20 protein-coding genes are annotated in these 22,474 nt (G+C 65.2%); 5 read left to right on the top strand and 15 right to left on the bottom strand.

The window, feature by feature from the left end; genetic code table 11:
• Positions 1-63: 63 nt before the first annotated feature.
• Genes glgC through FHW64_RS25345 form a run of 3 tightly spaced genes read left to right on the top strand, consistent with a single transcriptional unit; the run spans position 64 to position 5,317 of the window.
• The gene (gene glgC / locus FHW64_RS25355) at positions 64-1,362 is read left to right on the top strand and encodes a glucose-1-phosphate adenylyltransferase (protein ID WP_260306331.1); all 1,299 of its coding nucleotides are present in this window, start codon (positions 64-66) and stop codon (positions 1,360-1,362) included.
• Positions 1,363-1,368: 6 nt separating this feature from the next.
• Entirely contained in the window at positions 1,369-2,829 is a 1,461-nt protein-coding gene (gene glgA / locus FHW64_RS25350; RefSeq protein ID WP_184530983.1) for a glycogen synthase GlgA, read from the top strand.
• Between the two features lie 31 nt (positions 2,830-2,860).
• A complete protein-coding gene (locus FHW64_RS25345) occupies positions 2,861-5,317 on the top strand; it encodes a glycogen/starch/alpha-glucan phosphorylase (RefSeq protein ID WP_184530982.1) in 2,457 nt (818 codons plus the stop codon).
• 117 nt (positions 5,318-5,434) lie between these two features.
• Here the strand turns inward: FHW64_RS25345 and FHW64_RS25340 are convergent, their stop codons facing one another.
• The 4 genes from FHW64_RS25340 to FHW64_RS25325 all read right to left on the bottom strand — a co-directional run bounded on the left by FHW64_RS25340 (position 5,435) and on the right by FHW64_RS25325 (position 8,022).
• Positions 5,435-5,890, bottom strand: a complete 456-nt coding sequence (locus FHW64_RS25340) for a biopolymer transporter ExbD (protein ID WP_184530981.1) — start codon at positions 5,888-5,890, stop codon at positions 5,435-5,437.
• Positions 5,891-5,893: 3 nt separating this feature from the next.
• Positions 5,894-6,553: a MotA/TolQ/ExbB proton channel family protein gene (locus tag FHW64_RS25335; RefSeq protein WP_184530980.1), complete on the bottom strand. Its 660-nt coding sequence runs from the start codon at positions 6,551-6,553 to the stop codon at positions 5,894-5,896.
• A gap of 7 nt (positions 6,554-6,560) precedes the next feature.
• Complete coding sequence (gene dapB, locus FHW64_RS25330; protein WP_184530979.1) at positions 6,561-7,391, bottom strand: 4-hydroxy-tetrahydrodipicolinate reductase; 831 nt, start codon at positions 7,389-7,391, stop codon at positions 6,561-6,563.
• Between the two features lie 64 nt (positions 7,392-7,455).
• A complete protein-coding gene (locus FHW64_RS25325) occupies positions 7,456-8,022 on the bottom strand; it encodes an outer membrane protein assembly factor BamE (protein WP_184530978.1) in 567 nt (188 codons plus the stop codon).
• An 85-nt stretch (positions 8,023-8,107) separates the two neighbouring features.
• On the opposite strand from FHW64_RS25325, the gene fur reads away from it, so the two are divergent.
• Complete coding sequence (gene fur / locus FHW64_RS25320) at positions 8,108-8,527, top strand: ferric iron uptake transcriptional regulator (RefSeq protein WP_184530977.1); 420 nt, start codon at positions 8,108-8,110, stop codon at positions 8,525-8,527.
• 10 nt (positions 8,528-8,537) lie between these two features.
• On the opposite strand, the gene hprK is transcribed toward fur, so the two are convergent.
• The 4 genes from hprK to FHW64_RS25300 form a co-directional block, all read right to left on the bottom strand.
• Positions 8,538-9,497, bottom strand: a complete 960-nt coding sequence (hprK, locus tag FHW64_RS25315) for an HPr(Ser) kinase/phosphatase (protein WP_093166495.1) — start codon at positions 9,495-9,497, stop codon at positions 8,538-8,540.
• Between the two features lie 127 nt (positions 9,498-9,624).
• Entirely contained in the window at positions 9,625-10,092 is a 468-nt protein-coding gene (locus tag FHW64_RS25310; protein ID WP_088958292.1) for a PTS sugar transporter subunit IIA, read from the bottom strand.
• 95 nt (positions 10,093-10,187) lie between these two features.
• Positions 10,188-10,517, bottom strand: a complete 330-nt coding sequence (gene hpf / locus FHW64_RS25305; protein ID WP_184530976.1) for a ribosome hibernation-promoting factor, HPF/YfiA family — start codon at positions 10,515-10,517, stop codon at positions 10,188-10,190.
• A 329-nt stretch (positions 10,518-10,846) separates the two neighbouring features.
• A complete protein-coding gene (locus FHW64_RS25300; protein WP_184530975.1) occupies positions 10,847-12,958 on the bottom strand; it encodes an ATP-dependent helicase in 2,112 nt (703 codons plus the stop codon).
• Positions 12,959-13,171: 213 nt separating this feature from the next.
• On the opposite strand from FHW64_RS25300, the gene corA reads away from it, so the two are divergent.
• Positions 13,172-14,158 (top strand): magnesium/cobalt transporter CorA, encoded by a 987-nt coding sequence (corA, locus tag FHW64_RS25295; protein ID WP_184530974.1) that lies wholly within the window; start codon positions 13,172-13,174, stop codon positions 14,156-14,158.
• Between the two features lie 114 nt (positions 14,159-14,272).
• Here corA and FHW64_RS25290 read toward each other — a convergent pair whose 3' ends face one another.
• The 7 genes from FHW64_RS25290 to FHW64_RS25260 all read right to left on the bottom strand — a co-directional run bounded on the left by FHW64_RS25290 (position 14,273) and on the right by FHW64_RS25260 (position 22,473).
• Positions 14,273-15,049 carry a 5'-methylthioadenosine/adenosylhomocysteine nucleosidase gene (locus FHW64_RS25290; protein ID WP_221210477.1) on the bottom strand — a complete coding sequence of 259 codons (777 nt, stop codon included), beginning with the start codon at positions 15,047-15,049 and terminating at the stop codon, positions 14,273-14,275.
• A gap of 117 nt (positions 15,050-15,166) precedes the next feature.
• Positions 15,167-16,786: an ABC transporter substrate-binding protein gene (locus FHW64_RS25285; protein ID WP_184530973.1), complete on the bottom strand. Its 1,620-nt coding sequence runs from the start codon at positions 16,784-16,786 to the stop codon at positions 15,167-15,169.
• A 14-nt stretch (positions 16,787-16,800) separates the two neighbouring features.
• Complete coding sequence (locus FHW64_RS25280; RefSeq protein WP_184530972.1) at positions 16,801-17,820, bottom strand: dipeptide ABC transporter ATP-binding protein; 1,020 nt, start codon at positions 17,818-17,820, stop codon at positions 16,801-16,803.
• On the bottom strand, positions 17,817-18,836 hold the full coding sequence (locus FHW64_RS25275; protein WP_184530971.1) for an ABC transporter ATP-binding protein: 1,020 nt from the start codon (positions 18,834-18,836) through the stop codon (positions 17,817-17,819). The genes FHW64_RS25280 and FHW64_RS25275 overlap by 4 nt, the downstream gene beginning before the upstream one ends.
• Before the next feature lie 2 nt (positions 18,837-18,838).
• Complete coding sequence (locus FHW64_RS25270; protein WP_184530970.1) at positions 18,839-19,735, bottom strand: ABC transporter permease subunit; 897 nt, start codon at positions 19,733-19,735, stop codon at positions 18,839-18,841.
• Positions 19,732-20,742 (bottom strand): ABC transporter permease subunit, encoded by a 1,011-nt coding sequence (locus FHW64_RS25265; protein WP_184530969.1) that lies wholly within the window; start codon positions 20,740-20,742, stop codon positions 19,732-19,734. The genes FHW64_RS25270 and FHW64_RS25265 overlap by 4 nt, the downstream gene beginning before the upstream one ends.
• A gap of 51 nt (positions 20,743-20,793) precedes the next feature.
• Positions 20,794-22,473 carry a long-chain-fatty-acid--CoA ligase gene (locus FHW64_RS25260; RefSeq protein ID WP_184530968.1) on the bottom strand — a complete coding sequence of 560 codons (1,680 nt, stop codon included), beginning with the start codon at positions 22,471-22,473 and terminating at the stop codon, positions 20,794-20,796.
• Position 22,474: the final 1 nt, after the last annotated feature.

Here is a 22,474-nt window from a genome sequence, read left to right as displayed (position 1 = left end):
GAGCCAAGCGCTCGCCGGAATGCTAGGCTGGAATCACCGGGAAACAACAAACGGAGGCAAATGATGAACGACATCGAGCAACCGAACCTGCAGGCCCATCAACTCGTTCGCCGCACCATCGCGCTGGTGCTCGCGGGCGGCCGGGGATCCCGGCTCAAGCAGCTCACCGACCGGCGCGCCAAGCCGGCGGTGTACTTCGGCGGCAAGTTCCGCATCATCGATTTCGCGTTGTCGAACTGCCTCAACTCGGGCATCCGGCGGATGGCGGTGGTCACGCAGTACAAGTCGCACTCGCTCATGCGCCACCTGCAGCGCGGCTGGAGCTTCCTGCGCGCCGAACTCAACGAGATGGTCGACGTGCTGCCCGCCCAGCAGCGGGTGGGCGACGAGCACTGGTACCGCGGCACCGCCGATGCGGTCTATCAGAACCTCGACATCTTCCGGACACGCTCCACGCCACATGATTACGTGGTGGTGCTGGCCGGCGACCACGTCTACAAGATGGACTACTCGATCATGCTCACCGACCATGTCGCGCACGGCCGCGGCTGCACGGTCGGCTGCATCGAAGTGCCGCGCATGGAAGCGGTGGCCTTCGGCGTGATGGCGGTGGACACCGACCGCAACATCGTCGATTTCCTCGAAAAGCCCGCCGACCCGCCCCCGATGCCCGGCAGGTCGGATGTGGCGCTCGCGAGCATGGGCATCTACATCTTCGACGCCGAGTACCTCTACCGGATGCTCGAGGAAGACAGCGCCGACCCCGACTCGGACCACGACTTCGGCAAGGACATCATCCCCCGCGCCGTGGCGGAGGGGCGCGCGGTGGCGCATCCTTTTGGCATGTCGTGCGTGACCCGCGCCCAGCGCGGCGGCGACGCCAAGGCCTACTGGCGCGACGTGGGCACGATTGATGCATTCTGGGCAGCCAACCTGGACCTGGCCTCGATCACCCCCGAGCTGGACATCTATGACACCGACTGGCCCATCTGGACCTACCAGCGACAGCTCCCGCCGGCCAAGTTCGTGCTCGACCGCGAAGGCAAGCACGGCATGACCGTCAACACCATCGTCTCCGGCGGCTGCATCGTCTCCGGCTCGAAGGTGAGCAGTTCCGTGCTGTTCTCCGGCGTGCGCGTGCATTCGTTCTGCACGATCAACGAGGCGGTGTTGCTGCCCGACGTGCAGATCGGCCAGGGCTGCCGGCTGAACAAGGTGGTCATCGACCGCGCCTGCATCCTGCCCGAGAACACGGTGATCGGCGAAGACGCCGACGCCGACACCGCGCGCTTCGAACGCACCGAAGGCGGCGTGGTGCTCGTCACGCGCGAGATGCTCAAGCGTCTCGGCTATCCCCAGTAACGACGCATGCGGATTCTTCAGGTCAGCGCCGAACTGTTTCCCCTGCTGAAGACTGGAGGGCTGGCCGATGTCGCGGGCGCGCTGCCGCTCGCGCTGCTGGCGGCCGGGCAGGACGTGCGCGTGCTGCTTCCGGGCTTTCCGGCGATCGTCGCGGGAATCGCCGATTCCGAGCCAGTCGCCGAATTCACCGCGCCGTGGGGCGAACAGGTGCGCCTGCGCTTCGGCCGCATTCCGATCGATGGTGCGCCGGCCATTCCAGCCTATGTGATCGATGCGCCCTGGCTGTACGATCGCCCCGGCAATCCCTACGAGGACACCAGCCGCCAGCCCTATGGCGACAACCACCGGCGCTTCGCCCTGCTGGGCTGGGCGGCCGCGCAACTGGCGCGTGACCTCGACCCGCACTGGCGCCCCGAACTGGTCCATGCCCACGACTGGCATGCCGGACTCGCGCCGGCCTACCTGGCCTTCGCGCAACCCGATGGCCGTCCGCGCGTGGGCAGCGTATTCACGGTGCACAACCTGGCCTACCAGGGGCTGTTCGCGCCCTGGCACTTCTCCGAGTTGGGTCTGCCCCCGGCCGCCTTCAGCGTCAACGGTCTCGAATTCCACGGCCAGTTGTCGTTCATGAAAGGCGGGCTGTGCTTTGCCGACCGGATCACGACCGTCAGCCCGACCTATTCGCACGAGATCCAGATGCCAGAACAGGGCTTCGGGCTCGACGGCCTGCTTCGCAGCCGATCGCATGTGCTCAGCGGCATCCTCAACGCCGTCGACGATCAAGTCTGGAACCCTGCGACCGACACGCTGATCGCGCATCGGTACGAAGCGCGGCGCATGCCCGGCAAAGCGCGTTGCAAGACCGCCCTGCAGGAAGAATTGGGCCTCGCACCGCAGCCGGACGCGCCGCTCTTCGTGGTGGTCAGCCGGTTGACCGAGCAGAAGGGCCTGCGACTCGTCCTCGAAGGGCTCGACGCCCTCGTCGCGCAGGGCGGGCAACTCGCACTGCTGGGCAGCGGCGATGCCGACCTCGAAGCCGCATTCCGGCAGCGCGCCACCGATGCACCGCGCTCGGTCAGCGTCACGCTGGGCTACAGCGAACCGCTCGCACATCGCCTGTTCGCCGCCGGCGACGTGACGCTCGTGCCGTCGCTGTTCGAGCCCTGCGGACTCACGCAGATGTACGGCCTCAAGTACGGCAGCCTGCCGCTGGTGCATCGCGTCGGCGGGCTGGCCGACACGGTGGTCGATGCGTCCCTTGAAGACATGGCAAGCGGCGACGCGACCGGCTTCACCTTCGATGCCTTCGACGCAGCCGGCTACGCCCGCGCGGTCCGCCGCGCCTTCGCGCTCTACCGACGCCCGACCGACTGGCGGGCGGTGCGCGCCAATGCGATGAGCCGCCCCGCCGACTGGGGCACCGCCGCCGCACGCTATCTCGATGTCTATGCCGAGGCGATCGGCTGACCCCGCCCCCGCGAAACCACACGGCCCCACCATGACCATCGAAGACTTCAAGTACGACCATCCCGATCGCGACGTGGCTGCCTTCAAGCGCGCGGTCGCGAACAAGCTCATCTACGCGGTCGGCAAGGACCCGGTCGCCGCGAGCCAGGACGACTGGCTGCACGCCACCGCGCTCGCGGTGCGCGACCAGATCGTCGAGCGCTGGATGACCACCACGCGCCAGATCTACGCGCAGCGGCTGAAGCGCGTGTACTACCTGTCGATGGAGTTCCTCATCGGCCGCACCTTCACCAACGCGCTGCTTGCGCTGGAACTGCAGGGCACCGTGAAGCAGGCGCTGGCCGATTTCGGTGTGGACATCCAGGCCATTGCCGAGCGTGAGCCCGATGCGGCACTTGGCAACGGCGGCCTGGGGCGGCTCGCCGCGTGCTTTCTCGATTCGATGGCGACGCTCGGCGTGCCCGGCATCGGCTACGGCATCCGCTACGAATACGGCATGTTCCGCCAGCGCATCGTCGATGGCCAGCAGATCGAGACGCCGGACTACTGGCTCACACGCGGCAATCCGTGGGAATTCCAGCGGCCCGAGGTGACCTACCGCGTACGCTTTGGCGGCCATGTGCAGCGGGGCGAAGGCGGCGCGGCAAGGTGGGTCGACACGCACGACGTGCTGGCGGTGGCCTACGACACCATCATCCCCGGCTACGGTACGCAGGCGACCAACACGCTCCGGCTGTGGTCGGCGCGCGCGACGGAGGAGATCGATCTCTCGGCCTTCAACCGCGGCAACTACATGGAGGCGGTGGAAAGCAAGAATCACTCGGAGAACGTCTCGCGCGTGCTCTATCCCGACGATTCCACGCCCTCGGGCCGCGAGCTGCGGCTGCACCAGGAGTACTTCTTCGTCAGCGCGAGCGTGCAGGACCTGCTGCGCCGCTACCTGCGCAACCACACGACCTTCGACGATCTGCCGGACCAGGTCAGCATCCACCTCAACGACACACACCCCGTGCTGGCCGTGCCGGAGCTGATGCGCCTGCTCGTGGACGAGCACGACCTGCCGTGGGACATCGCCTGGGCGCACACGCAGAAGGTGTTCAGCTACACCAATCACACGCTGATGCACGAGGCGCTGGAGACCTGGCCGGTGGAGATGTTCGGCCGCGTGCTGCCGCGCCACCTCCAGATCCTGTTCGACATCAACGCGCGCTTCCTCGCCAGCGTGACGCAAACGTGCGGCCATGACGTCGAACTGATGCGCCGGCTGTCGCTCATCGACGAGTCGGGCGAACGGCGCGTGCGCATGGCCTATGTGGCGGTGCTGGCGAGCCATTCGGTCAACGGCGTCTCCGGGCTGCATTCCGAGCTGATGAAGCAATCGATCTTCGCGGACTTCGCGAAGCTGTTTCCCGAGCGCTTCAACAACAAGACCAATGGCGTCACACCGCGCCGGTGGCTGGCCCAGGCCAATTCGCCGCTCGCGACGCTGCTCGACACGCGCATCGGCCGCGGCTGGCGGCGCGACCTGATGCAGCTCGAAGTGCTGCGTCCGATGGCACAGCAGCCGGCCTTCGTGCGCGCCTTCCGCCATGCCAAGCGCGAGAACAAGCTGCGGCTCGCGAACTGGATCGACGAGCACCTGCGCATCGACATCGACACCGACGCCATGTTCGACGTGCAGGTCAAGCGCATCCACGAGTACAAGCGGCAGCTGCTCAATGTGCTGCATGTCATCACGCGCTACCACCGTATCCTGGAAGCGCCCGAGGCCAACCATGTGCCGCGCGTGGTGGTGTTCGCGGGCAAGGCGGCGTCGGCGTATCACATGGCCAAGCTGGTGATCCGGCTCATCAATGACGTCGCGCACACCATCAACAATGACGAGCGCGTCGGCCGGCTGCTCAAGGTGGTGTTCATTCCCAACTACAGCGTGAGCCTGGCCGAGATGATCATGCCGGCGGCCGATCTGTCGGAGCAGATTTCGACCGCGGGCACCGAAGCGTCCGGCACCGGCAACATGAAGTTCGCGATCAACGGTGCGCTGACCATCGGCACGCTCGACGGCGCCAATGTCGAGATGCGCGAGAACGTCGGCGCGGAGAATTTCTTCATCTTCGGCAACACCACGCCGCAGGTGGCGGCGATTCGCGCGAGCGGTTATCAGCCGCGCGACTACTACGAGGCCAATCCGGAACTGCAGCGTGTGCTCGACAGCATCCGTGACGGCTTGTTCTCCCCGGCCGAGCCGACGCGCTATCACGAGATCTTCGACGCGCTGGTGAGCTGGGGCGACCACTATCTTCTGTTGGCCGATTACGCCAGCTACATCGAGGCGCAGGGCAAGGTCGATGCGCTCTACCGCGATCCGGAAGCGTGGACGCGCATGGCGATCCTCAATGTGGCGGGGATGGGGGCGTTTTCGTCGGACCGGACGATCGCAGAGTACGCACACCAGATTTGGCACACCAAGCCGGTGCAGCTGAGCTAACCCCCAGGCTCGCGCACTTCGTGTCGCTCTCCACCCCTTTCAGGGGGCAACACCTGCGGCCCGGCCAAGCCGGTTCCGCGGTGTTTCCCGAACGCGCCGGGCTTCGCCGGCGGCTGGCTACTTGGGTGGGGGCGCTTCAGTCACGAAGCCAATGCGGCTCAGCCCCGCCTTGTTGGCGATGCCCATGAGTTCGACCACCTTGCCGTAGGGCACGGCCTGGTCGGCGCGGAGCTGGACTTCGGTGTCGCGGCTGTCGGCGGCCGCCTTGGCGAGCCCGGCCGCGAGTTCATCGTTCGAAACCGGCTGCTCGTTGAGGAATACCTTGCCCGACGCATCGACGACGAGGCTCACGAACTTGGGCGTCTCGTTGGGCTTGCCGGCATCGGTGCGCGGCAGATCGAGCTTGATCGAGCTCGCCATCAGCGGCGCGGTGATGATGAAGATCACCAGCAGCACAAGCATCACGTCCACCAGCGGCGTGACGTTGATGTCCGACAGCGGTCGCTGTCCGCCCGCGCCGATCGAGCGCCCGCCGGTGGGCGTGCTGCCGAGCGACGTGCGACCGAAGGCCATGGCTCAGACCTCCGGCTCGCCCAGCATGCCGAGCAGGTCGTGCGCAAAACCTTCGAGTTCGGCCTCGATACGGCCGACGACGCGCCCAAACACGTTGTAGGCCAGCACGGCAGGGATCGCGACCGCGAGGCCGAAGGCGGTCATGATCAGCGCCTCGCCGACCGGACCGGCGACCTTGTCGATGGTGAAGCCGCCGGTTTCGCCGGCAATGCCGACCAGTGCGCGGTAGATGCCCCAGACGGTGCCCAGAAGACCCACAAAGGGCGCGGTCGCCCCCACGGTCGCAAGCAGGATCTGGCCGGATTGCAGGCGCCGGAGCGCCGCATGCAGCGCGTCGCGCAGGACACGCGTGACACGCTGGGTGCGATTCACCGCTCCGCCAAGCGTGCCGCCATCGGCCTGCACCGCAAGATGACGAACCGCGCTCACCGCCGGCAGCACCAGCTCGGCGCGATCGAAGGACTTGAGACTGGACTCGGCCTCGCCGAGCGACGGCGATTGCCAGAACGCGGCGATGCTGCGGACCACGTCGCGCGTGCCGCCGCGCAGCAGCCAGGCCTTCCAGAGGATCACGACCCAGCTCGAGATCGACATGACCAGCAGGAGAATCGCCACCGAACGGCTGACGCCGTCACCGTGCGCAAGCAGCTCGATGACGCTCATGCGATAGTCAGCGGAGGTTCAGCACGTCGAACATGTCGAAGAGGCCCGCGCGCTTGTCAGCCAGGAATCGCACCGCGCGCAGGCTGCCCTGCGCGTAGCCGGCGCGGCTGGAGGACTTGTGCGAGATCTCGATGCGCTCGCCGGTGCCGGCAAACAGCACTGTGTGGTCGCCGACGATGTCGCCGCCGCGGATGGTCGCGAAGCCGATCGTCGAAGGATCGCGCTCGCCGGTCACGCCCTCGCGGCCGTACACCGCGCACTGCTTGAGGTCACGGCCGAGCGCATCGGCAATCACCTCGCCCATCTTCAGGGCGGTGCCCGAAGGCGCGTCGATCTTGTGGCGGTGGTGCGCTTCGATGATTTCGATGTCGTAGCCGGTCGACATCGCCTTGGCGGCCATCTCGAGCAGCTTCAAGGTCACATTGACGCCAACGCTCATGTTGGGCGCGAACATGATCGCGATGTCCTTGGCGGCCGCGGCGATCTCGGCTTTTTGCGCATCGCTGAAGCCGGTCGTGCCGATCACGAGCTGCACGCCGAGTTCGCGGCACACGGCGAGATGCGCCATCGTGCCTTCGGGCCGGGTGAAGTCGATCAGGACCTGGGCGTTCTTCAGCCCCTCGCGCAGATCGGAAACGATCGGGACGCCGCTCGGCGCGCCCAGGAAGGCGCTGGCATCCGTGCCGATGGCGCTGCTGCCGGCGATGTCGAGCGCGCCGGCCAGCTGGCAATCGCCGGATTGCCGCACGGCCTCGATGAGCATGTGGCCCATGCGCCCGGAAGCACCGGCAACGGCGACGCGGCGGAGGGAGGAAGAGGAAGTGGGATTGGCAGTCACGAGTCTCGACCTCGGAAATGCAGATTCGGGGGATCACGCCGGTCGCTGGACCGGCGTGCGCGGATCAGCGCGATTCGAGCGGAGGATACGCAGCCGGCAGCGGCGCGGTCGATGCGGCAGGCTCGCTGTCGGACGGTTTGTCCTTTGCCTTGTCCTTGTCGCTGGGCTCGTATTTCTTGAGCTGGTCTTCCGACGCTTCGAGCTGGGGCACCTTGCCGATGCGGCGCCGGGTGTCGAGCGTGGCGACGAACTCTTCTTCGCTCGGCATCGGATCGCCCTCGAAGCGATCGAGCACCTCGCCGTTGAAGTACAGGGTCAGCCGGCGCTGCTGCGGCTCGACGCCCTGGCGACGGATCGTGAAGACGTAGTCCCAGCGGTTGGAATGGAAGACATCGGTCAGCAACGAGGTGCCGAGGATTTCGCGCACCTGCTGGCGCGTCATGCCGGGCTTGAGCGCCTCGACTTGCTCCTTGGACACGAAATTGCCCTGGACCACTTCGATCTTGTAGGGAGTGACCGCGTACAGCGCATTGCGCGCGCTGTTGTTGACACTGCTGCAAGCGCCGAGGCCCAGGCTTGCCGCGACGGCGGCAGCAAGCGGCCAGAGACGGCGTTGGGGAATGGCAGGCATGGAAAAGGGGTTGGACGATATGATCAAATCATTGTAGCGGTTGGCCTCTGAAGCCCCTTTTCCGGGCTGGCCGCAGGGAAGACTCATGAGCAATATCGACGAACTCAAGAACACCGGCCTCAAGGCCACGCTGCCACGCCTCAAGATCCTCGAGATCTTCCAGAACGGCGGGCAACGCCACATGACGGCCGAAGACGTGTTCCGCGTGCTGCTCAACGACCATTCCGACATCGGATTGGCCACGGTCTACCGTGTGCTCACGCAGTTCGAGCAGGCCGGGATCCTCGAACGCAGCCATTTCGAGAGCGGCAAGGCCGTCTATGAGCTGAACGAGGGCAAGCACCATGACCACCTCATCTGCACGTCGTGCGGCCGGGTCGAGGAGTTCTACGACGCCGAGATCGAGCGGCGGCAGCAGATGATCGCGAAGGACAAGGGCTGGATCCTGCAGGATCACTCCATGTCCCTGTACGGCCTGTGCGCCGAGTGCACTAGCAAAAGATAACCCCAGCGAGTCAGTCGTCGTCTCTCGCGGCTTCCATGGCCTTGTGGTGGCGGGCGACGAAATCGGCGTAGGTGTCGATGCCGCGCAATTGCAGAATCGAATTGCGCACTGCCGCTTCCACCAGCACGGCGATGTTGCGGCCGGCGACCACCTGGATGATCACTTTCCTGACCGGGATGCCCAGAACGTCCTGGGTGAGCGGCGCCGAGGGCATCCGCTCGTAGTCGCGCTCGAAGCTGTCGCGGCGCACGAGGTGCACGATCAGCTTGAGCCGCATCTTCCGGCGCACCGCGGTCTCGCCGAAGATCGCCCGGATGTCCAGCAGGCCGATGCCCCGCACTTCGAGCAGGTTCTGCAGCAGCTCGGGGCAGCGGCCTTCCAGCGTGGTCTGGTTGATGCGGTAGAGATCGACCGCATCGTCCGCGACGAGGCCGTTGCCGCGCGAAATCAGCTCAAGGCCGAGTTCGCTCTTTCCGAGGCCCGACTCGCCCGTGATCATCACACCGAGGCCCAGGATGTCCATGAACACGCCGTGCATCGAGGTGCGCTCGGCAAAGTGCTTCGATAGGTAAGCCCGCAGCAGGTCGATCACGAAGGCCGACGATTCGCGCGTCGCGAAAAGCGGCAGTTGAGCGCGCTCGCAGATCGAGAGGAGTTCGTCAGGCGCCGGCTGACCGTCCGCCAGAACCAGCATCGGCGGCTCGAGGGTGACGATACGGGCGATGCGCCGCACGCAGTCCTCGTGCGTGCCCCGCGTGAGATAGGCCACCTCGCGGGCGCCGAGGATCTGCACCCGGTAAGGATGGATGTAGTTGAGATAACCCACCAGATCCGCCGCGGACTGGGCCCGGCTGATCACGTCGGGGTCGAACTGGCGCTCCGAGGCCCCCAGACCCGCCAGCCATTCCCACCGGAGCGAACCCCGGAACTCCTCGAACATGGCGTCGGCGCTGATGACTGTGGGCTTCATGATGGCGCAGAGTATGGGGCACTAGCGGCCGCGGACGAGCGGCGCCAAGCACGGGCTTGCCCGTAGAGGCGACGGATTCCAGTGGAGCGAGGAGGACGAAGCAGCGACCCGGTCGGGCAGCACTGCTTCAGGCGACCTGGGCGGATTGCCAGCCGGCGATCAGCGCGTGCAGCGCCGCCGCATCGGTGCTCGACTTGATCTGCTCGCGCAGGTTCGCGTCGCTGAGCAGCTCGGCAATCTCGGAAAGTATCTCAAGGTGTTTCTGCGTCGCTGCCTCGGGCACGAGCAGAAAGATGAGCAGGACGACCGGTTGCTCGTCCGGCGCGTCGAACCCGATGGGGTTAGCGAGCTGGAACACAGCCGCCATCGGCGACTTGAGACCCTTGATACGGCCGTGCGGGATGGCTACGCCATGACCCAGGCCGGTGGAGCCCAGGCGCTCGCGCGCGAAGAGGCTGTCGGTGATGAGGGCGCGGCCGAGACCATGCAGGTTTTCGAACAGCAGGCCGGCTTCTTCAAAAGCACGCTTCTTGCTGGTGGCGTCGACGCTCACAAGCACTTGAGCGGGCGGCAGGATGGACGCGAGTCGGTTCATGTTGATGCGGGGCGGGGGCGATTATGCACCCAGCCCGCAAAAAGCAAAGGGCCGCTTGAAAGCGGCCCGCAAGAGTATTTGCCCGAAGGCTGCAACTACATCACACGCTTGGGTGCTGCGTGATGGTGATCCTGCAGGCGGTCCTTGTGGCGGACGACCTGTCTGTCGAGCTTGTCGACCAGTTCGTCGACTGCGGCGTAGAGATCAGCGTGGCTCGCTTCCGCGAACATGTCATTGCCCTTGACGTGAATATTGCATTCGGCACGTTGCCGGCGTTCCTTTTCCTTTTGCTTTTCCACCGTGAGGATCACCTTTACGTCGACGACTTGATCGAAGTGGCGGTTGATCCGACTCAGCTTGTTCCTAACGTAGTTGTCCAGCGCGGGGGTGACGTCGAGGTGGTGACCGCTGATCGTCAAATTCATGAATGACCTCCTGGAAATTGACGGTTGGGGAAATAGCCGTGTCTCCAGTTGGGAGACGCGACCGGGGGAAATCAAGGGGGGTGTGGGGAGAGAAGAGAGGGAAGACAAGCAAATGCGGGAAGGTCGGTTCACTATGCACAGGCTGTCATCGAATTGCAATGCCTTCGCCACATATGCTTGATCCACGTCGAATTCACGGCGTGAAATCGCTATGAAATCGATAGCAGAAAAGCCCGGAGACACAGGACATCGCAGCCCATCCGGAAGCCCAGTCAACGTGTCAAGACCGGGGAAATACGACCACGCCGACCGAAGGGCCGCGCCCTGCCTCAACGCCAGGCGGCGCGCATACGGCTGAGGAGATCGATCGTTGCCGCGGGCGGAGGAACATGCGGCGCGCGCGGCGGCGGTGGCGGCCAGGTCACCTGCTCGAAGCGTTTCGCATCGGCCGCCGTGATGAACCGGGTGCGACCGGCATACAGATGGCGATCGCCGCGAACCGCCTGCTGCGTGACATAGAAGCGCTGCGGCACGAGCAGGTGCAGGTGATCGCGCGCCCGCGTCATGGCGACGTACAGGAGCCGGCGCTCTTCCTCGAGCTCTTGCGCGCCCTGCGCCACGTCGGCGGGTATGCAGCCGTCGACCACGTTCAGCACGTGCACCGACGTCCATTCCTGACCCTTGGCGGAATGGATGGTGGAAAGGATGAGGTAGTCCTCGTCGAGCAGCGGCGGCCCCGGGCGGTCGCTGGTGGCTTCGGGCGGATCGAGCGTCAGCTCGGTAAGAAAGCGCTCGCGCGACCCGTAGCCGGCCGCGAGGCGGGCAAGTTGCTCCACATCGCCGCGCCGAACGCCTGAGTCGTCGTAGAGGCGCTCCAGATGCGGCAGATACCACGCCAGGGCGATCTCCATATCGGCTGGCCACGAAAGCGATGGCTGGCGCAGCGCGGCATAGGCCTCCGCAAATCGCGCCCATTCGGCCTGCGCCTGGGAAGGCGGCACGAAGGAGCGCACGACCTCGCCCGGATCGGCCGCGGTATCCATGGCATCGAGCAGCCTTGCAGACGTGACCGGGCCGATGCCCGGGATGAGCTGGGTCACCCGGAACCCGGCCATGCGCCCGCGCGGGTTCTGCGCGAAACGCAGCACCGCGAGCATGTCCTTCACATGCGCCGCTTCGAGAAACTTGAGTCCGCCGTACTTGACGAACGGGATGTTGCGCCGGGCCAGTTCGAGTTCGAGCGCGGCGCTATGGGTCGATGTGCGAAACAGCACCGCCTGCGACTTGAGTGCCAGCCCGCCCTCGCGGTGCGCGAGCACACGATCGGCGACCCACGTCGCCTGCGCGGCCTCGTCCGCCACCAGCACAAGCTGCGGCTGGCCCGCCGATGGCTTGTCGGTCCAGAGCGTCTTGGCATGGCGCTCTGCCGCCGCGGCGATTACCGCATTCGACACATCGAGGATCGGCTGGGTCGATCGGTAGTTGCGCTCGAGCGTGACGATGCGCGCCGGCTGGCTGAAGTGCTCCGGAAAATCGAGGATGTTCCGTACCGTTGCGCCGCGAAACGAGTAGATCGACTGCGCATCGTCGCCGACCACCGTCACGCCACGACCGTCGGGCTTGAGCGATCGCAGGATGGCCGCCTGCAGCAGATTGGTGTCCTGGTATTCGTCCACCAGCACATGATCGAACCGCTCGCCGACCTGCCGTGCGAGCGTCGGCTCCGACATCATCTCGGCCCAGTACAACAGCAGATCGTCATAGTCGAGCACGTGCTGTTGCTGCTTGGCTTCGACATAAGCGCCGAAGAGCCGCTTGAGTTCGGTCTCCCATTCCGCGCACCACGGGAACGCCTGCTTGAGTACTTCCGCCAGAGGTGCACAGGTGTTCACGGTGCGCGAATAGATCGAGACGCAGGTGCCCTTCAGCGGGAACCGCCGGGCGGAGGTCGATAGCCCAAGGTCGTTGCGCACGAGCCCCATCAGATCCTCGGCGTCGCCGCGGTCGTGGATGGTGAAGTTCTCGTCCAGACCGATCTGCGCGGCGTACTCGCGCAGCAGCCGCGCACCCACGCCGTGGAAGGTGCCGGCCCACGGCAATGCCGGCGGTGATTGCGAGGGCAGGCCCAATACACGCACAAGCACCTGGCCGGCGCGGCGCTCCATTTCCTGCGCAGCACGGCGGGAGAAGGTCAGCAGAAGAATGCGCTGTGGATCCGCTCCGCGGGCGATCAGGTTGGCCACCCGATGCGCCAATGTGCTGGTCTTGCCCGAACCGGCGCCGGCGATCACCAGCAGCGGGCGTTCGTCTCGCGCGGCATCGCCGAGCGCGGCATCGAGCCCATGCTGCACTGCCGCGCGCTGTGCGTCGTTGAGTTGCGCGAGCGCCTCGGCAAGCCGCTCTTCGGGGCTGTGGATCAAGGGGGTCGCGACGCTCGACATCGAGCGCAACTGTACTGGATGTTTATCCAGAGGTCGCGATGCCTTGGTAACAACCCGATGACATAATCGCGCCTCGCTGCAAAACCGGAGTTTTTCGATGGAAATCGTCCCGTCTCGGCAGCTTTCACTCCCCTTCTGACGCACTGCCGGCGAGGGGATTGAAAGCGCCCCACCCCACTCGCCATACCGCCAGACTTTCACAGGGAGTGAGCCATGCTCAACATCTTCACGCTCGCCAATGGCCGCCTCGTCCAGGAAGAGATCGAGGCGCTGGAGGAGCTGTCCAAGTTCCAGCCGATCTGGGTCGATCTCGAATCGCCGACCCTCGAGGAGAAGCGCTGGATCAAGCAGTACTACGGCCTGTCCATCCCTGAAGACGCGATGGACGAGGACATCGAGGAATCCGCGCGCTTCTATGAGGAAGACAACGGCGAACTCCACATCCGCAGCGACTTCCTGATCGATGACGCCGAGAACCCGCGTTCGGTGCGCGTCGCCTTCATCCTCAATCAGCACAACACCGAGTTGCGCAGCCGTGGCGTGCTGTTCTCGATCCACGACGAGGACGTGCCGGTGTTCCGCCTCGTTCGCATGCGCGCGCGCCGCGCGCCCGGCTTGATCGAGGACGCGAAGGAAGTGCTCCTGAAGCTGTTCGACGCCGACGCGGAATATTCGGCCGACACGCTCGAGAACATCTACGACGAACTGGAATTGGCCGGCAAGAAAGTGCTGTCGGGCAACGTGAGCGATGAACTGGCCGGCGAGGTGCTCGGCCTCATCGCGCGGCAGGAAGACTTGAACAGTCGCATCCGCCGCAATGTCATGGACACGCGCCGCGCCGTGAGCTTCATGATGCGCAGCCGCATGCTCAATGCCGAGCAGTTCGAGGAAGCGCGGCAGATTCTTCGCGACATCGAATCGCTCGACAGCCATACCGCCTTCCTCTTCGACAAGATCAACTTCCTGATGGATGCAACCGTCGGTTTCATCAACATCAACCAGAACAAGACCATCAAGATCTTCTCGGTCGCGAGCGTCGCGCTCCTGCCGCCGACGCTGATCGCCAGCGTCTACGGCATGAACTTCAAGTTCATGCCGGAACTCGAGTGGTCGTTCGGGTACGAATTTGCGATCGGCCTGATGGTCGCCAGCGCGTTGGTCCCGATGTGGTACTTCCGCCGCCGAGGCTGGTTGAAGTAGCCCACCCCCAGCCTCGCCCACTTCGTGTGGCTCTGCACCCCCTCAAGGGGGCGCACCCGGCGGCCCGGCGTAGCCGGTTCCGCGGGTGCCCTGGTACACGATGACTTGAGCGTCTTATGGCTCCGAGAGAGTTGCTAGCCAGGCGCTGACCAGGGCGAGGCTGTAGCGGCTCGCCACCGAAGAGACGAAGCGCGTGAAGTCGCCGTGCGCCGCGTCGTCGGCGCGGTCGGAGATGGTCCGCACTGCCGCGAACGGCACGCCGAAGTCGTGACAGACCTGCGCAACGGCCGCGCCTTCCATTTCCACCGCAAGCGCATCGGGCAGGTCACGGCGCAGCGCTTCGCTTTCGGCGGCGGTCGACACGAAGCGATCGCCGCTGATCAGCAAGCCGCGGTGAACCTTCGGTGCCTTCAGCGCAAAGTCGTCAGCCACCTTCTCGCCGAGCAGCGTCACCGGATCGGCCAACACGTCAGCGGCCACGACGGCGAGTGCGTCGCTGATTTCCGTGTCGGCCGCGAAGCGCGCATGACCGGTCAGCGGCACTTCGTATTTCGGAAAGATGGGCGAGGCATCGAGATCGTGCTGGAGCAGTCGCGTCGCCACCACCACGTCGCCGACGTCCACGCCGGGCGCCAACCCGCCAGCGACCCCGGTGAAGACAACGGCCCGTGCGCCGAAGCGCTCCAGCAGCACCGTAGCAGTCGTCGCGGCCGCCACCTTGCCGATGCGCGACAGCACCGCGACGATGAGTTGTCCCTGCAGATGGCCCACCCAGAAGTCGCGTCCGCCAACCGGAATGCGTTGCTCGTCCGGCATCTGCGCGAGCAAGGCGCCCAGCTCCTCGTGCATCGCCGAGACGATGGCGATGGGCGCGATCACAGAATCATTCATCGAAGCGCGCCATCACTGGCCCAAGCGGGAAACCCCGCGGAACCGGCTTGGCCGGGCCGCCGGGGTTGCCCCCTGCAAGGGGGTGCAGAGCCACACGAAGTGGGCGAGGCTGGGGGTTTACTTAATATCAACGCCGTAGAAGGTGTGGCGGCCGAACGGGCTCAGCTTGAAGTCGACCACTTCCTTGCGCACAGGCTTCAGCTGCACCGCATGCGCGATCGTGAACCACGGCGCCTGCTCCTTGAAGATCACCTGTGCCTTCTTGTAGAGCTCGTCGCGCTCCGCCTGCTTCGGCACGTTCTTGGCCTTCACCACCAGGTCTTCGTACGGCTGGTAGCAGAACTTCGCCACGTTACTGCCGTTCGACTGCGCCGACGCGCAACCGAGCAAGGTGTAGAGGAAGTTGTCCGGGTCGCCGTTGTCACCGGTCCAGCCGAGCATGCCCATCTGGTGCTCGCCGGCCTGCATGCGCTTGCGGTACTCGCCCCATTCGAAGGACTTGATCTCGGCCTTCACGCCGACCTTGGCGAGATCGGCCTGCATCAGCTCGGCGATGCGCTTCGCGTTCGGGTTGTAAGGCCGCTGCACCGGCATCGCCCACAGATCGGTCGTGAAGCCGTCCGCATAGCCCGCCTGCGCGAGCAGCTTCTTCGCGGCTTCGGGATCGTACGGATCGTCCTTGACCGAGTCGTTGTACGACCACATCGTCGGCGGGATCGGGTTCTTTGCCGCGACGCCGGTGCTCAGGTAAACGCCGTCGATGATCGCCTTCTTGTTGATCGCCATGTTGATCGCCTTGCGCACGCGCACGTCATCGAATGGCTTCTTGGTCGTGTTGTAGGCGAGGTAGCCGACGTTCAGGCCGGGCTGTTCGAGCACCTGCACATTCGCATCCTTGCGAATCGCATCCAGGTCTGCGGGGTTGGGATACGGCATCACATGGCATTCACCCTTCTGCAGCTTGGCCCAGCGCACCGAGGCATCGGGCGTGATCGCGAAGACGAGGTCGTCGATCTTGGCCTTGCCGCCCCAGTATTGCGGGAAGGCCTTGAAGCGGACGATCGCGTCCTTCTGGTACTGCACGAGATAGAACGGGCCCGTGCCGATCGGGTCCTGGTCGACCTTCTCGGGCGTGCCGGCCTTGAGCATCGCGATCGCGTATTCCTTCGACTGGATGCCGGCATACGGCATTGCGAGGTTCGCAAGGAAAGGCGCCTCCGGCTTGTTCAGCACGAACTTCACCGTGTAGTCGTCGATGCGATCGATGGACTTCAGCAGCTTGGGCATGCCCATGTCGTTGAAGTACGAGTGATTCGTGCTCGTGACCTTGTAGTAGGGGTCGCTTTCCTTCCACTGCCGCTCCATCATGAAGATCACGTCATCGGCATTGAAGTCGCGCGTCGGCTTGAAGCTCTTGGAGGTGTTGTGCCACTTCACGCCCTTGCGCAGCTTGAAGGTGTACTCGGTGCCATCGGGCGAGATGGTCCAGCTTTCTGCAAGGCCCGGCACGACCTTGGTGCCGCCGCGCTCGAATTCGACGAGGTTGTTGTAGACCTGCGTGGTGACGTCGAACGACGTGCCCGTCGTGTTCACCGCCGCATAGAAGTTCTCGGGACTGCCCTCGGAGCAAAAGACCAGCGTCTTCGCCGACGCCGCGCCGCAAGCCAGCGCGAGCGCGGTCGGCGCCAGCAGCGAGGCGGCGCGCAGACGGCGCGAGAGTTTGGAGATGTGGGACATGAGACTCTGCTCCTTCAGGGTTGAATCCGCGCAACGGCGGGCGGGGAATGGTCGACGTGGCCCACGGCCACGCCATCCAGAAACTTTTCGGCGTGATGGCAAGCCACCAGCCGCTCGTCGAGCAGACGCGGCAACGGGCGCTCGGCGCGGCAACGCTCGGTGGCATGAGCGCAGCGGGTGTTGAACACGCAGCCCGGTGGCGGCGAAAGCGGCGATGGCAATTCGCCCTTGAGCACGATGCGCTGCTCGGCCAGGCCCGGCGTCGACGCCAGCAGAGCCTGCGTGTAGGGATGCAGCGGCCGCGCGAAGATGCGCGCCTTCGGACCCTGCTCGACCGCATGGCCCAGGTACATCACCAGCACGTCATGCGCGATGTGACGCACCACGCCAAGGTCGTGCGAGATGAAGAGGTACGAAAGCCCGAGTTCCGCCTGCAAGTCCGCGAGCAGGTTCAGCACCTGCGCCTGGATCGACACGTCGAGCGCCGACACCGGCTCGTCGGCCACCAGCAACTGCGGACCGAGCATGAGCGCACGCGCGATCGCGATGCGCTGCCGCTGCCCGCCGGAGAACATGTGCGGATAGCGGTTCGCGTACTCGGGCCGCAGGCCGACGCGCGCGAGCATCTCGCGCGCCTTTGCGGCGCGCTCCGCCTTGCCGAGCGTGGTGTTGATGGCCAGCGGATCCTCGAGCACCGTCGCGATCTTCTTGCGCGGATTGAGCGATCCGTAGGGGTTCTGGAACACGAGCTGCACCGCGCGGCGCAGCTCGCGCTTGCGGTCAGCGGGCGGATGAACCGCATCGACCCCCACCAGCGTCAGCGAGCCGGCCGTGGGCTTCTCGATCAGCGAGACCATGCGCGCGAGCGTCGACTTGCCGCAGCCCGATTCACCGACCACTGCGAGCGTGCGGCCCTTCTCCAGCTTGAAGGAAATGCTGCCGACGGCCTGCAGATGCGCCGGCGCATGGAACAAACCGCGCCGCACGGTGTAGACGCGCTGCAGGTCCTTCGCCTCGACCACGACCTCGCTCATCGCACGAACTCCACGACCTGGCCGCCATCCCGCAGACGGTGCGCATCCCGATCCCGCTCGCCGAGCGGATAGTGACAGCGCACCTGTCCGCCGAGCCATTCGCGCAGCTCGGGACGCACGGCGTGCGAATGCGGCGTGGCATAGGCACAGCGCGGCGCGAATAGGCAACCCGCCGGCCGGTCATGCACGCCAGGCACCACGCCGGCGATGGTCGCCAGTCGCTGCTCGCCGGTCGCGCGCTCGGGCAGCGCAGCAAGTAGCGCGGCGGTGTACGGGTGCTGCGGCATCGCGAAGAGATCGTCCACGCTGCGCTCTTCCATCAGCTGGCCGGCATACATCACGGCCACGCGCTGCGCCATCTCGCTGACCACACCCATGTTGTGCGTGATGAGCACGAGCCCCATGCCGCGCTCCTTCTGCAGCGTGCGCAGCAGGTCGAGGATCTGCGCCTGGATGGTGACGTCGAGCGCGGTGGTCGGCTCGTCGGCAATCAGGAGACGCGGATTGCACGCGATCGCCATCGCGATCATCACGCGCTGGTTCATGCCACCTGAGAGTTGATGCGGATAGCTGTTGAGCCGCGACGAAGCAGCCGGGATGCCGACCTGTTCGAGCAGCTCGATCGCGCGTTTCTTCACTTCGCGCTTGTCGAGACGCAGATGCAGCCGGATGGTTTCCATGAGCTGCCAGCCGATCGTGAAGCACGGGTTGAGGCTGGTCGTCGGCTCCTGGAAGATCATCGCGATGTCCTTGCCGACGAGGCCGCGACGTGCCTTGTCGGTCAAGCCGAGCAGGTCGTGCCCCGCAAAGCGCAGATGCTCCGCACGCACTTGGCCGGGCCAACCGATGAGGCCCATCAGCGCCATCATCGTGACGCTCTTGCCCGAACCCGATTCGCCGACGATGCCGAGCACTTCGCCTTCTTCGAGCCTGAGGCTCACGCCATCGACCGCATGCAGCGTGCCGCCCTGCGAAGGGAACTCCACGTGGAGATCACGGATGTCGAGGAGTGCCATGGCTATCGCTTGAGTTTGGGATCGAGCGCATCGCGCAAGCCGTCGCCCAGCAGGTTGAACGCAAGCACGGCGGCGAGGATCGCGAGGCCAGGGAAGGTGACGACCCACCATGCACGCAACACGAATTCACGTGCATCGGCGAGCATGGTTCCCCACTCCGGTGAAGGCGGCTGCGCACCGAGGCCGAGGAAGCCCAGTGCGGCCGCATCAAGAATCGCAGTCGAGACACCGAGCGAGGCCTGCACGATGAGCGGCGCGGCGCAGTTGGGCAGCACTTCGCTGAACATCAGGCGCAGCGTGCCGGCGCCGCTCACGCGCGCGGCAGTGACGTAGTCACGCGAGACTTCGGAGATGACCGCCGCGCGCGTGATGCGCACGTAGTGCGGCAACACCACGATCGCAACGGCGAGCATCGCGTTGATGAGTCCCGGTCCCAGAATCGCGACGATCACGATGGCGAGCAGCAGGCTCGGCAGCGTGAGGATCACGTCCATCAGCCGCATGATCGCGATCTCGAGGATGCCGCGGAAGAAGCCAGCGACCATGCCGAGCGCAATGCCGACTGCGACCGAGATCGCCACCACCGCGACACCGATCGACAACGACAGTCGCGCGCCATACATCAACCGTGAAAGTACGTCGCGACCGATGGCGTCGGTGCCGAGCAGATGCGTGATGGAGCCACCTGCCTGCCATGCAGGAGGTCGCAGGAAGGCGCTGCTGTCGGTCTGGTTGGGCGCATGCGGCGCAATCCATGGCGCGAAGAGCGCTACCAGCAGCAGAAGCACGATGACGCCGAGACCGATCACCGCGCCGCGATTGGCGGAAAACGAAATCCAGAACTCGCGCCACGGGCCGGGCGGCGCGCTCTTGTTGGAAGGAACAGCCACCGAGCTCATCGTGCCTGCCTGATACGCGGATTGATAAGGCCGTACGCGAGGTCGACGAGCACGTTGACCAGCATCACGATCACGCCGAGCAGCAGCATGCCGCCCTGCAGCACCGGATAGTCGCGACGGGCGATAGCCTCGATGAGCCACTTGCCCACGCCCGGCCACGAAAAAATGGTCTCGGTCAGGATCGCGCCGGTGAAGAGCACGCCGACCTGCAAGCCGATCACCGTCACCACCGGGATCAGCGCGTTGCGCAGCGCATGCACGCCGACCACCCGGATCGGTGCGAGACCCTTGGCGCGGGCGGTGCGGATGTAGTCCTCGCCCAGCACTTCGAGCATGGCTGAGCGCGTCATGCGCGCGATGACCGCAAGCGTGTTGGTGCCGAGCACGATCGCCGGCAGGATCAGGTGCTGTACCGCCGAGAAGAAAGCGCCCTTGTCATCCGACAGCAGCGAATCGATCAGCAGGAAGCCGGTGACAGGCTCGATGTAGTACTGCACCGCGATGCGGCCCGACACGGGCGTCCAGCCGAGCTGCACCGAGAAGAACAAGATCAGCAGCAGGCCCCACCAGAAGATCGGCATCGAGTAGCCGGTGAGCGATGTCGCCATCACGCCGTGGTCGAACACGGAGTTGCGTTTGACCGCCGCGATGATGCCCGCCGGAATGCCCAGCAGCAGTGCAAAGAGCACCGCGCAGATCGCGAGCTCGACAGTGGCCGGAAAGAGCGCGAGAAACTCGCTCATCACCGGCTCCTGCGTGATCACCGACTTGCCTAGGTCGCCGTGCAGCACGCGCTCGATGTAGATGCCGTATTGCGTGAGGAGCGGCTTGTCGAGCCCGTATTCCTTCAGCAGGACAGCATGGCGCGCAGGGTCGATGCCGCGCTCGCCGGCGAGCGTTTCAATCGGGTCGCCGGGGACCAGCCGGATCAGGAAAAAGGCGAGCAAGGTCATGCCGATGAAGGTCGGCACGAGCAGGCTCGCACGCGTGACGATGAAGCGGAACATTCATCACCCAATATGCAAGAGCGATGCCGGGTCTCGTCCCCGGCGGAACCCTTATTTTTTGGTGTCGCGCAACTCGCGGCGCAGAATTTTTCCGACAGGCGTCTTGGGCAGATCGGTGCGGAACTCGATCACGCGCGGCCGCTTGTAACCCGTCAAGTTGTCGTGACAGAACGCGCGCACCTCGGCTTCAGTGAGATCGGGGTTCTTCTTGACGATCACGAGCTTCACTGCTTCGCCGGTCTTGTCGTCGGGAATACCGACCGCCGCGCATTCGAGCACGCCCGGAATCTGTGCGACGACGTCCTCGATCTCGTTCGGATACACATTGAAGCCCGACACGAGGATCATGTCTTTCTTGCGATCGACGATCTTGAAGTAGCCGCGCTCATCGACGACTGCGACGTCACCGGTCTTGAAGTAACCGTCGGCGGTCATGACCTTGGCGGTCTCGTCGGGACGCTGCCAGTAACCGGCCATCACCTGCGGCCCCATCACCGCCAGTTCGCCGGACTGGCCGGGCGCGACTTCGTTGCCGTCGTCGTCGACCAGCTTCACGTAGGTGCTCGGCAACGGCACGCCGATGGTGCCGGTGTAGGCAATGCTAGTGGTCGGGTTGCAGGTGACCGAGGGCGAGGTTTCCGAAAGGCCATAGCCTTCGCAGATCGGGCAGCCGGTCTTCTCGAGCCAGAGCTTGGCGACCGCGCCTTGCACGGCCATGCCGCCGCCGACGGAGACCTTCAGGTTCTTCCAGTTGACGGTGTTGAAGTCGGGATGGTTCGCGAGGCCATTGAACAGCGTGTTCACCGCCGGGAAGCTGTGGAAGGTGTGCTTCGACAGTTCCTTGAGCGTTGTCGCGATGTCGCGCGGATTGGGGATCAGGATCAGCTTCCCGCCGGTGCGCATGCACAGCATCATGCCGACCGTGAACGCGAAGATGTGATACAGCGGCAGCGCGCAGACGCTCGTCGGCTGCTCGCCGGCCGGCACCTTCTGCATGACCGGATCGTTCCACGCCTCGGACTGCAACACGTTCGCGATCACGTTGCGATGCAGGAGCACCGCACCCTTCGAGACGCCAGTGGTGCCGCCGGTGTATTGCAGCACCGCGACGTCATCGGGACCGAGCGCCGGCGCCTGCAGCTTGCGCGTCGCGCCCTTCTCGAGCGCGTCATTGAAGCGCACCGCGCCGGGCAGGCTGTACGCGGGCACCAGCTTCTTCACGTTGCGCACGACGTAGTTGACGATCGCGCCCTTCAACATGCCGAGCCGATCGCCCATCGAGGCCAGCACGATGTGCTTGACTGGCGTGTGCGCGAGGCACTGCTGCAGCGTGGTGCCGAAGTTCTCCATCAGCACGATGGCCTTGGCGCCGGAATCCTTGAGCTGGTGCTCCAGTTCGCGCGGGGTGTAGAGCGGGTTGACGTTGACCAGGATGAGGCCCGCACGCAGCAGGCCCGCGACTGCGATCGGGTACTGCGGGCAGTTCGGCATCATCACCGCGACGCGATCGCCCTTGGCGAGACCGATGCCTTGCAGATACGCCCCGAAGGCGCGGCTCTGGCGGTCGACCTCCGCGTAGCTCACGTCCTTGCCCATGAAGCTGTAGGCCGTGCGATCGGCGTACTTGGTGAAGCTCTCCTCCATCAGCCCGACGAGCGAGGTGTAGTGCGAAGCGTCGATGTCGGCAGGCACGCCTTGCGGATAGCTCGAAAGCCAGGGGCGGTCAGTCACG

Source organism: Variovorax sp. Sphag1AA, from assembly GCF_014192575.1.
Taxonomy (GTDB): domain Bacteria; phylum Pseudomonadota; class Gammaproteobacteria; order Burkholderiales; family Burkholderiaceae_C; genus Variovorax.
The sequence above is the reverse complement of the archived record's forward strand: the minus strand, read 5'-3'. Positions and strand labels throughout refer to the sequence as shown.

What these genes read in the sequence shown, in the direction of transcription:
- hpf (WP_184530976.1), bottom strand. Translation starts at nt 10,517, where the DNA reads ATGAATTTGACGATCAGCGGTCACCACCTCGACGTCACCCCCGCGCTG.
- FHW64_RS25275 (WP_184530971.1), bottom strand. Translation starts at nt 18,836, where the DNA reads ATGGCACTCCTCGACATCCGTGATCTCCACGTGGAGTTCCCTTCGCAG.
- FHW64_RS25300 (WP_184530975.1), bottom strand. Translation starts at nt 12,958, where the DNA reads ATGTCGAGCGTCGCGACCCCCTTGATCCACAGCCCCGAAGAGCGGCTT.
- FHW64_RS25345 (WP_184530982.1), top strand. Translation starts at nt 2,861, where the DNA reads ATGACCATCGAAGACTTCAAGTACGACCATCCCGATCGCGACGTGGCT.
- FHW64_RS25335 (WP_184530980.1), bottom strand. Translation starts at nt 6,553, where the DNA reads ATGAGCGTCATCGAGCTGCTTGCGCACGGTGACGGCGTCAGCCGTTCG.
- hprK (WP_093166495.1), bottom strand. Translation starts at nt 9,497, where the DNA reads ATGAAGCCCACAGTCATCAGCGCCGACGCCATGTTCGAGGAGTTCCGG.
- FHW64_RS25325 (WP_184530978.1), bottom strand. Translation starts at nt 8,022, where the DNA reads ATGCCTGCCATTCCCCAACGCCGTCTCTGGCCGCTTGCTGCCGCCGTC.
- FHW64_RS25285 (WP_184530973.1), bottom strand. Translation starts at nt 16,786, where the DNA reads ATGTCCCACATCTCCAAACTCTCGCGCCGTCTGCGCGCCGCCTCGCTG.
- FHW64_RS25280 (WP_184530972.1), bottom strand. Translation starts at nt 17,820, where the DNA reads ATGAGCGAGGTCGTGGTCGAGGCGAAGGACCTGCAGCGCGTCTACACC.
- FHW64_RS25270 (WP_184530970.1), bottom strand. Translation starts at nt 19,735, where the DNA reads ATGAGCTCGGTGGCTGTTCCTTCCAACAAGAGCGCGCCGCCCGGCCCG.
- FHW64_RS25340 (WP_184530981.1), bottom strand. Translation starts at nt 5,890, where the DNA reads ATGGCCTTCGGTCGCACGTCGCTCGGCAGCACGCCCACCGGCGGGCGC.
- glgA (WP_184530983.1), top strand. Translation starts at nt 1,369, where the DNA reads ATGCGGATTCTTCAGGTCAGCGCCGAACTGTTTCCCCTGCTGAAGACT.
- FHW64_RS25265 (WP_184530969.1), bottom strand. Translation starts at nt 20,742, where the DNA reads ATGTTCCGCTTCATCGTCACGCGTGCGAGCCTGCTCGTGCCGACCTTC.
- glgC (WP_260306331.1), top strand. Translation starts at nt 64, where the DNA reads ATGAACGACATCGAGCAACCGAACCTGCAGGCCCATCAACTCGTTCGC.
- fur (WP_184530977.1), top strand. Translation starts at nt 8,108, where the DNA reads ATGAGCAATATCGACGAACTCAAGAACACCGGCCTCAAGGCCACGCTG.
- FHW64_RS25290 (WP_221210477.1), bottom strand. Translation starts at nt 15,049, where the DNA reads ATGAATGATTCTGTGATCGCGCCCATCGCCATCGTCTCGGCGATGCAC.
- corA (WP_184530974.1), top strand. Translation starts at nt 13,172, where the DNA reads ATGCTCAACATCTTCACGCTCGCCAATGGCCGCCTCGTCCAGGAAGAG.
- FHW64_RS25310 (WP_088958292.1), bottom strand. Translation starts at nt 10,092, where the DNA reads ATGAACCGACTCGCGTCCATCCTGCCGCCCGCTCAAGTGCTTGTGAGC.